We start from the raw sequence: 10,165 nt of genomic DNA, 5'->3' as shown, positions 1-10,165 counted from the left end.
ACCAAAACTGGCAGACCTTGGACACTGGCGTGGTATGGTGGATTCGAATCCGAAAGCGCGGCATCCGATTTCGAGCGCTATCTTAAGACCGCATCAGGAAAGGCCTTTGCGCGTAAGAGGCTTTTGCACACCTGATCCCAGCAAACCGTCCGCTACTACGGCCTCTATTCCAACAAATCCCGAGGCCAAACTCCGCTCATCCCCGACCGCATCATCCGTCCTCCGGAATCTTCCCCCAATCTCAAATCTCCAATTTTAAATATCCAATCCACTATCCTCCTCGTCCCCGCCCCACCGAAGCAATCCGCCCGCGACATGCGCCCCGGTGAAGACACAAGAGCCAAGACAAGAATCCGCGATTTCATCGGCCAAGTTTCGAGGCACGCGAATGAATCGCTTGTAGCGGCGTCTCTATGAGCGTCGATGCCAATGATCTGCGCGGAGCCCTCTTCGTCTTCTGTCTTGTGTCTTCAAGTCTTGAGTCTCCGCCACAGGCGACTGGTTCGACCGTCCCCGGAATCCATCCAATCCCGATCCAGATGGCTACGACCAACGTGTGCTTCGAAGCCTTCCTGACCTTCGTAGCCTTGGCGAAGAAGGTGGCGAAGAAGTAAGCCAAACATGGCAGGCACCCGAAATCCATTTGCAAGACGGCCGCATCCTGGTTCTCGATTACACCTGATCAACGGGTAGTCCACCCACCACCAAAAAACCGTCGCTAAAGAAATCTTGGCACAGCGGCTAGGAGAGCTATGCTCTCGGCGAATGAAAACCGCCGTGAAATCTCCCGAGCCAGCCGTTTACCGGCGCGGACTGGGGATTTTTCTTACCGAAACACCGTTAACCGCAGCACCGACCTGTCCGCCGAAGCCTCGGCGAAGGAGGAAACACCTCTTCCGTCCCCTTTTTCCCCGCAACCCCTTTTTCCCCGCCCTCCAGTCTACGCCGAGGCTACGACAGGCAGGCCGGTCCGGCCACCGGCTCTTTCAACGGCCTTCAGCCCAAAAGCAAATTCCTAGCAATCTTGACGAAGAGCGGGTGGCAAAGCTTCTCAAGCGCATGGGCACGCTCGGACACAACTTCAACGGAACGACATTCCAGGTAATGGATCACGATGCCAAGGGCGAGCGTTCGGATATTGTTGGATCGAAGGTTTCGGAGACGATCATGTCCAACGCCGAGGGACTGAGAGCATACGCGGCGCTGGCGATTTGGCGGGGCCTTCCCGAGGAGGGACTGATTGTGGCCAAATGCTTCTACGACGTGATCTTTGAATACCTGAAGCGGCCATGGAACCAGCCGATGCTGATCACGAAAGAGCGTAAGCCGATTTTCGGGGATCACTATCAGAGCATTCCTGCCGCGTGGCATCTGCTCCTTGCTCTTGAGGGCCTGGCGTGGGATGTGCCGGCCAAAAAGCTTTCGATCCGTCCGAATCTGCCCGAGGCGTTTCATGGAAAGCTGAAAGCGTTTCTTCCTGGCTCCATTGCCTGGGGCTGGCTGGACTATTCCAGTTTAGAGCCGGACTGCGATCAGAAATTGATTCTCACGTTTCAGAGGCCATTCGAACTGGAGCGGCTCGGGGTTAAGAATACCGGTCGAGCCGGGGTTTCGGTCACGCGTTGCGGCAAGACCGTCCCATGCACGATTTTGGTTCAAGGAACCCGTGAGTACGAAATCTGCTTTGATCCCGCGCTTCGACTCGACAACACGCCGGTCGAGATTCGCGTGGGCGGGGCTCAGTAGAGAATGCAAGGGGACAACATGAATACAATGAAGAATATGATCATACTCACCATGGTGCTGGTGCTCGGTGCTTTCACAGCGCACAGCGTCGAAAATACCAACGTCGTGGTCATGCTTGGCGATTCGACCACGTTTTGCAATTTGAACACGCCGGGAGAGAGGTTGACTGACTTAGTACAGGCCTATCTCACGAAAGAACACATTCCGGCAAGTGTCGTCAATTCGGGAATTGGAAGCGCTACGGCAAAGATCGGGCTCAGCCGGTTAAAAGATCAGGTTCTCGTCCACGATCCTGTGCTGGTCACGATCTCCTTCGGGCTGAATGACACGGGCAGGTCAAACCCTGATGAGTTTCGGCAAAGTCTCGAGAAAATAGTGCAGGGTATTCAGGCAAATACTCACGCAAAGATCCTGCTGGTCACGAGCACGCCTTTCATCAATGAACGGCACCAGTGGCGCGGACAGTTCACTGCCAAAGGTGGGATCGATGCGGCTCTGGACGACAAATTCTGCAGCGTCATGCGACTGCTTGCCAAGGAGCACAACCTGCCGCTGTGTGACTTGCATTCGCATTTTACAGCCCAGTTCGAGAAGAATCCCAAACTCAGGGATGAACTCATTCTTCCAGACGGCGTTCACCTGACCGACAAAGGAAATGAAATGGCCGCTCAATATCTTGCACCTGCTGTCGCCACATTACTGGCAAAACCGGCAAGCCAGGAAACAGCCAAAAATCCGATGCCCACTGCTGGTATTCCTTACCCGGAAGCGCTGGACAAGGCGGCGGTCCATCAAACGAAGATCGCCGATCTGAATCGCGAAGGGTTGCTCGTCGGCAACGGCGATCTCAACGGCCTGTTGTACGAGCGTGACGGCACGCTTTGCCTGCGCATTTCAAAAAACGACGTCTGGGACGCGCGCGTGGACACGTCGCAAGACCCGCCGCTGCTCAAAGTGAATGTGACAAACCACCAATGGACGGCGGGTGGCGGCCTTAATCAAAGCTATCACCGCCCATTTCCCAGTCCGCGCACCGCAGCCATCGTGCTCATCCGCACGAACGCCGGGCCGTCAACGCTCGACTTAAAGCGCGCGGTGGCGTCGACGGGTGGCGTCAGCGTGCGCGCGCTGGCCGACCGGAATGTCTTCCTGATCAAGACGGGTGCGGAGGTTTCCTTCGAGGAAATCAAAGCTAAACATTTGCCGGCGGCGGAACTCGGCGAGACCGGGGGCGTGAAGTGGCTGCACATGAAAATGCCGGGCGACACGGACTATGCCGGGATGGAATACGCCGTAGCGGTTGCCGGCGAGGGCGAACAGAAAGCGGTGGCGCTGCTCACGTCACGGGACACGAAAAGGAATGTGCGTGACGCGGTAATTGAGCTGGCGCGGACGACAGTGCGCGAAGAGGCCGGTCGGTTGATCGCCCGGCATGAGGCGGAATGGGCGACGTTCTGGGCGGCAAGCGGCGTGGCGCTGGATGATCCGGAGCTGCAGACGTGGTGGTACCGGATGGTTTATTTACTGCGGTGTGTGAGCAAACCGGGTGCGGTGCCGGTGGGTCTGTTTGTAAACTCGTCAACGGATGCGCCGCCGTGGCATGGCGATTACCATCACAACTACAATGTATGGCAACCGCACTGGACGGCGTTTCCCATCAATCATCCTGAACTCGCCCAGCCGTGGGTGAGTTACATGAACGAGATGCTGCCGCGCCTGAAGTGGATAGCCAAAACCAGCTTCGACTGTGAGGGCGCGTACGTCGGGATTGCGTCGTTCCCGTTTGAGCCTGATCCGGCGAACTGCAAAATGAAGAACAACCGGCAGTATGCGCACATGCCGTACAATGGCACGCTGGGCATGATTGGCATGTCGGCGCAGGTCCTGTGGTACAACCAGCTCTACCAACCCGACCGGCAGCACCTTGAGGAGAAGATTTATCCGGTGATCCGCGAGACGGCGTTGTTCTATTGTTCGTTCGCCGAGAAATGCCCGCGTGATGGCAACGGCAGGGCGAAGTTCGGGCCGAGCTACAGTCCGGAACACGGCACGTTCGGCGTGGACAATACACCATTTGATCTCGCGTACGCCCGTTACAGTATGAAGGCCGGGATTGCGGCCGCGGGGGAACTCGGACGCGATCCAGAGCTCGTGACGCGTTTTCGCAAGGCGCTGGATCTACTGCCGGATTATCCGACCGCACCGGATGCCGAGGGCAAGCCGGTCGTTGTGGACTGGACCGGCTGCCGGTTTCGCGAAATCAAGGAGCACAACCTCACCGTGCCAGTCGTGCCGGTGTTCCCGGGCGACCAGGTCACGTGCTTCTCTCCGGAGGCGGAGAAGGAATTGTTCCGCCATACTATCCGCCAGACCCGGCATCGCGGGCTCAATTCGACGATCATGATGAGCGTGGCCAAGGCGCGTTTCTCAATGCCGGAAGCGTGTGATGATTTGCGCAATTATTACAAACCGCTCGCGCAGCCGAACGGCTTCTTCTTCGTGCCTGACTGCGGATATTACCTCGTCGAAAGCGTTGGCATTGCTGCGGCCATCAGCGAATTCATGCTGCAAAGCGTCGATAACACCATCCGCGTCTTCCCGGCGTGGCCGAAGAATAAGGACGCCAGTTTCACCAACCTCCGAGCGCAGGGAGGATTCCTTGTCAGTGCCGAGCAGAAAGCCGGCCAGATCGTGAAACTGGAAATCACAGCAACCGTTGGAGGAAAACTACGGATATTGAATCCGTGGACAGGGAATCTTGATGAGAGAGACCTTGCGGCTGGTAAAACCCTCAGGATGAATCCATAGATAAAACTGATTCATTTTGATCCGGTGCTTCAACTTTGTGATAAGACTGCAGAAATCCATGTGGGTGGATCACTTTAGGCCTGATATAAGTGTTTGTGCGCAGGAGTCGATCCTTTGCCGTTGAATCAAAGTTAAACGCAACCCCTTTTTCCCCCGCCTCTGGTCCTCCCATGAGCTTTCTCAACGGCCTTCATCCCAAAAGCAAATTCCTAGCAATTGGACTCCCTGCCGCCCGCCGACCGCAAGGAAGTCGCCGACTACCTCAAGCCGGACTAGCGCTGGCGACTCTGTGGGAATGCTTGCCGAGCGGAAATTTCCGCCGTAGTTCGCTCGTACCCTTTGCTCATCCATGAAATCCGCCGCCATCGTTTTCCTTCTCGCGGCCCTTGCCACCGACCATCAGCCCAATCCCAACATTCCATGAAAGCCAACCCTATTGTTATCTCAATCGCCCTGGCCGCCTTCGCCCAGGCTGAGCCCATGCCAGCCCAACTCAAAGGCGACGAACCCATCAAAGCCTACGACATTGATTTCAATTGGGGGCCCGGCGGCCCCAATGCGTTCCCCAAACCCGGCCTGTGGGCGGATGCCGACCCGGCGGCGCATGTGGCGTGGTATAAGAGCATCGGCTGCAACGTCATCCAAAGCTTCTGCGTGTCCTGCAACGGCTACGCATGGTATAAGAACGGCGTGGTGCCGGAGCAACCGGGGTTGAAGCATGATTTCCTACCCGAAATGGTGAAGCTCGCGCACCAGGAGAACATGCTTGTCTTCGGCTACTTCTGCGCCGGAGCCAATACCCGCTGGGGACAAACGCAGCCTGCCCTGAGTTATGGGTTTCCCAGCGACCCCCACATTCCTTACACCGATGAATACCTCGCCTATCTCGACGACGCCATTCGGGATGCCGTGAAGAAGACCGGCATGGACGGCTTCATGCTCGACTGGCTGCGCATGCCCACCAGCCGGGCCAGCAACGGCAACCGCTGGCTTGACTGCGAGAAAAAACTCTACGCCCAACTCATGGCCGAACCCTTTCCCGGCGAGGAAAAAATCACTCCCGCGCAAATGACCGCATACGGTCGGAAGGCCGTGGACCGCGCCTGGCAGACGATTCGCAAGGCCGCCAAGGAAGCCAACCCCGCATGCCTGGTGTGGCTCACTTGTTGCGATGTCAATGATCCCCACATCGCCGATTCCAACGCGTTGAAAGAGACGGATTGGCTGCTCAACGAGGCCGGGGATCTCAAACGCACCGCTGACGCAAAACGAATGATCGGTCCGCAGACCCGCCTGGTCACTTGCCTCGCCGCGTGGAACAAGCAGGATCCAGCCACCATTGTGCCGGATGCGCAAAAGAACCACACCGGGCTCTATGGCTTCACCAAACCCACGGTGGGCAATTTGAAACCGCCGGCATCCTTCTATCTGCAACAGCCGGTGACCTCGTTCAGTGGCGATGATCGCAACATCGCGTGCCTGGCGCGGGCCTACCTCGGTCTCCCTCAGGACCATGTCGAGGTGGCCACCCCGAAGCGGGATCAGTAACTGAAGGACCAACCCGCCGAACTGGACCCGACGGACAATCCCACCATCACCACCCGCAACGCCAGCGCCGCCCGGATCATGCAGGAATCCGGCGTCGCCGTGAACGACCTCTATAGCTTGGTCGTCGAATAACGCGCCCAACTCGCCCGTGGCGACCGGTTCCGTTGGAAAGCCCCGGCCTATGAACTCATGGGCAAGCAAATCGCGGAAACCATCACCAACCCCTTTTCCCCCGCCTCTGGTCCTCCCATGAGCTTTCTCAACGGCCTTCATCCCAAAAGCAAACTCCTTGGCGCCAGCCAAAGCCCTGAGAGACGGGGATGGCGCTCGTAAACCAAAGCAACTAACCGAAAGGAGGACGTCAAACTAACGAGCGACTGAAAGACTCTATTGAAACCCGGCGGGAACCAACCCGCCCGGAAAGGGTTGACCACCCACCGGAAGCGAGCCTTGGTCGGCGTCCAGAAATGGCGTCTTCAAGCGTAGGCAGCAGGTCGTAAAGCCGTGTGATTGAGCCTCGAAATGCTTATTGACGGGGGAGCCTTCGTGTTAGGAATGGCGGGGGCAACACCGAAGCGCCGCAATGGTCTGGCGTGGAGGTCCGCGCGGGGTCTGAGGGCAGGGCAGAGCGACGAACAGGGTTTCCAGGGAAGCTGGGAATGGGAGCGCAGCGGACATAGAGTCCCCGGAGGGGAGCCCCGCGAGGGGTGAGCGCAGCGAATCAAACCATCCCGAGGAAGCCTGTGAGTACCAAAGGAGGATATCCGCATGCTTTCACGGCTGCGGTATGAGGTGGCGAAGTTGTGGCGCAGGTGGCTTCAGCGGCGCAATCGCAGCAGCAACCCGAACTGGGAACGGTTCCAAGGCATGCTGCGTGTCTTCCCCCTATTTCCTGCTCGTATCGTTCACTCCAAAATGCAATGAAACCACAACCCCGAGGAACCGGATGCGTTCATTGCGCTCGTCCGGATCAGTGGGGGGCGTCGTCCGGCCTTCGGCCGGGCGGCCCTATCCCGGAGTCAATCGTCCTCGGTGCGGCTTTCGGCGTGAGGGAAGACCGGTTGCTCCGCGATCATCCGGCGGAGATCTTCGTGCCCGAATTTGACGCGGATCGGTTGAAACCGCCCGGCCGAGGGTGGCATTTGTCGCCCTCACGCCGTCGAAACCCGCGGGTATGAAAGATCGCGCTGTCCTTTAGCGCTTGTAAGGACGTGCCTTGCTTTGTATTCCGTCCCGCCATGCCGCGTCTTCCGCTTGCCGTCTACCTCGCGTTTCTCCTGACCCAGGCACCGGCCTTGGCTGAAGAGGTGGCGGGGGAGCCGCGCGCCGGGCATTCGCACGAGGGCGAGGCGTTCAACGAGGGGCCGCGGCAGTTCGCCAACCGCATTCCCGGCACCGGCGACGTGGATTTCCCGATCCGGAGTTCATGGCCGGAAGCCCAGGCCTGGTTCAACCAGGGCATCGGCCAATTGCACGGCTTCTGGTATTTCGAGGCCGAGCGCACTTTCCGCCACATCGCCGCCCGGGATCCGGGCTGCGCGATGGCCTACTGGGGCATGGCGATGGCCAACTGGGAAAACCCGAAGCGCGCGGCCGGATTCATCGCGAAGGCGGTCGAGCACCGGGAGCAGGCGGACGAGGCCGGCAAACGTTGGATTGATGCCCAGAATGTCTACCTCACCGCCAGCGGGACCAACGATCTCGCCAAGCGGCGGCAACTGATCCGCGATCTGGAGGGGATCGTCCACGCCGATCCCGCCGACCTCGAGGCCAAGGCGTTCCTGGCCTGCCGCATCTGGCACTTCAGCCGGATGGGAATCCCGATCAATTCCTACGAACCGGTGGATACTCTGCTCCAGCAGGTCCTCGCGAAGCGCCCGATGCATCCCGCCCACCACTATCGCATCCACCTGTGGGACGAGGAAAAGGCCGCGCGGGCGCTCGATTCCGCCGCGCTGCTGGCGCGGACGGCTCCGGCCATCGCGCACATGTGGCACATGCCGGGCCATATTTACTCGAAGTTGCGGCGTTATGACGACTCCGCCTGGCACCAGTTGGCCTCCGCCCGGGTCGATCACCGGCAATTGCTGGAGCACCGGGTCCTTCCCGACCAGATCCACAATTACGTCCACAACAACGAGTGGCTGATCCGCAACTGGCAGATGCTCGGCAACGGCCGCGAGGCGCTCGCGGTGGCGATGGGGCTGCTGGCCAACCCGCGGCATCCCGTGCTCAACTCGCCCGCGAACTTCAAATCCAGCGTGGCCTTCGGCCGCTTGCGCCTGCTGGAAACCCTTGAGCAATTCGAGTTCTGGGACGAGGCGATCGCCCTTGCCGACGCGGGTCACCTCGATCCGGGGACTTCGGATGACGAGCGAAACAAGCAGCTCCGCTTGCTCGGCATCGCCCGCTTCGAGAAGGGGGAACTGCCGCGCCTGATCGGGATCGGCGACGAGGTGGCCACCCGATTGGCCGCGGTCGAAGCCGAACAGGAGGCCGCCCGGAACCAGGCCCGCGCGGCGGCGGAGGCGGACAAGAAGGACCCCAAGGCTACCGCCGCGGCCGAGGCGGCAGCCGCCAAGCCCTTCGACGACCGCCAGCGGAAACTCAAGGAACTCCTGGCCGAACTCGAGGCTCACCGGGCGATCCTCGAAGAACGTCCCGATCCCGCGCTCGATGCCATCAAGCGGTCCAAACCGGCGATGGCGAGGCTCCAGCTCCGGCTTGGCCGGAAGGACGAGGCCCTGCGCCTGGCCAAGGAAGCGGTCGAGGCCGCGCCCGACCAGACCCTGCCGCTCGCGGCCCGCGTCGAGGTTCTCCATCGCTGCGGCGAAACCGACTCCGCCCGCGAGGCGTTCGCCCGCTTGAAAACCCTGTCCTCCGCCATCGACTTGTCGGCACCGCCTTTCCACCGCCTTGCCGCTATCGCCGCGGAGTTTGGCGAAGGACCCGACTGGCGCGTCGCCGCCACGCCGCGGAGCGATGTCGGCCTGCGGCCCGATCTGGAATCCCTCGGACCGCGCGATTGGACGCCCCCACCGGCGCACGATTTCACGCTGCCCGATTCGTCGGGTCGCCCGCTCGCGCTTTCCGGATTCAAGGGAAAGCCGGTCGTGGTGTTGTTTTATCTCGGCCACGGCTGCCTCCACTGCATCGACCAACTGAATGCCTTCGCACCCAAGCGGGACGGTTTTCTCGAGGCGGGGATCGAGATGATCGCGGTCAGCACCGATCCGGTGGGGGAGTTGCAACAATCGCAACTGGCGTATTCCGACAAGGGCCTGTTCCCGTTCCCGATCGTGGCGGATCCGGCGCTTGACGTGTTCCGCTCCTATCGCGCCTACGATGATTTCGAGAACAAGCCGCTCCACGGCACTTTCCTCATCGACGGGACCGGTCGCGTCCTCTGGCAGGACATCGGCGCCGAGCCGTTTTCGGATCCCGCCTTCCTGCTCGAAGAGGGCAAGCGGCTGCTGAAGATCCACGGCGGATCGCAGGCATCGGACGTGAAGTGACCGGCTGGCGAACTTCCGCAGCGCCTTTCCGGCCGCTTGGGCTTGCTCCGGGTTACCGCTCCACCCAGGACGTCAGGGTGATCGTGCCGCATCTCCCCCGATTGGTATCTGTTCTCTCCGGCTGTTGCCTATCGCTGGTGGCGGTGGCGGACTTCACGGCAACGGGGCCGGCGTCGCCCGTGGGGGTGCTGGCGGGATTTCCGCAGGGGGGTGAGCGGATCCGCCTCACGCCCGAGCCCGGGACCCCCTTGGGGCCGGTCTCCGCTCAGTCGGGCGCGACCTGGTGCCGGACGGGAAGTATCTCTATACGATGCAGGCCCCGTCGAACGCGATCGCGCGGATCGACTTGCAGCGGATGCTGCTGGAGCCCGAGATCCCGCTGCCGGGAGCGCTCGGAACCGGCAACCGGGTCTTCACCAACCTTTGCGCCGGCAATGGCAAGGTGGTGTATTTCCTGAATGGCGCGGTGGAAGGCAGGCTGCTCGCGGTGGACCTCAATGCCGGGACGGTGATCCAACAGATCGACGCGCCGCTGACCGCGGGCACGG

The 10,165-nt window shown here is 60.4% G+C and carries 5 protein-coding genes; all 5 read left to right on the top strand.

The features are described from left to right. Positions 1 to 1,059: 1,059 nt before the first annotated feature. Positions 1,060 to 1,746 (top strand): hypothetical protein, encoded by a 687-nt coding sequence (locus AC4DF4_RS16295; RefSeq protein WP_490049168.1) that lies wholly within the window; start codon positions 1,060 to 1,062, stop codon positions 1,744 to 1,746. 36 nt (positions 1,747 to 1,782) lie between these two features. After that, positions 1,783 to 4,554, top strand: coding sequence for an SGNH/GDSL hydrolase family protein (locus AC4DF4_RS16290; RefSeq protein ID WP_490049167.1), 2,772 nt, complete (start codon positions 1,783 to 1,785; stop codon positions 4,552 to 4,554). 420 nt (positions 4,555 to 4,974) lie between these two features. Continuing rightward, positions 4,975 to 6,102, top strand: a complete 1,128-nt coding sequence (locus AC4DF4_RS16285) for an alpha-amylase family protein (RefSeq protein WP_490049166.1) — start codon at positions 4,975 to 4,977, stop codon at positions 6,100 to 6,102. A gap of 1,238 nt (positions 6,103 to 7,340) precedes the next feature. Then, positions 7,341 to 9,617 carry a redoxin domain-containing protein gene (locus AC4DF4_RS16280; protein WP_490049165.1) on the top strand — a complete coding sequence of 759 codons (2,277 nt, stop codon included), beginning with the start codon at positions 7,341 to 7,343 and terminating at the stop codon, positions 9,615 to 9,617. A gap of 310 nt (positions 9,618 to 9,927) precedes the next feature. Next, on the top strand, positions 9,928 to 10,165 hold a 238-nt coding region (locus AC4DF4_RS16275), incomplete at its 3' end, for a hypothetical protein (protein WP_490049164.1).

The organism is Luteolibacter sp., from assembly GCF_058122085.1.
The sequence above is the reverse complement of the archived record's forward strand: the minus strand, read 5'-3'. Positions and strand labels throughout refer to the sequence as shown.

What these genes read in the sequence shown, in the direction of transcription:
- AC4DF4_RS16295 (WP_490049168.1), top strand. Translation starts at nt 1,060, where the DNA reads ATGGGCACGCTCGGACACAACTTCAACGGAACGACATTCCAGGTAATG.
- AC4DF4_RS16290 (WP_490049167.1), top strand. Translation starts at nt 1,783, where the DNA reads ATGATCATACTCACCATGGTGCTGGTGCTCGGTGCTTTCACAGCGCAC.
- AC4DF4_RS16285 (WP_490049166.1), top strand. Translation starts at nt 4,975, where the DNA reads ATGAAAGCCAACCCTATTGTTATCTCAATCGCCCTGGCCGCCTTCGCC.
- AC4DF4_RS16280 (WP_490049165.1), top strand. Translation starts at nt 7,341, where the DNA reads ATGCCGCGTCTTCCGCTTGCCGTCTACCTCGCGTTTCTCCTGACCCAG.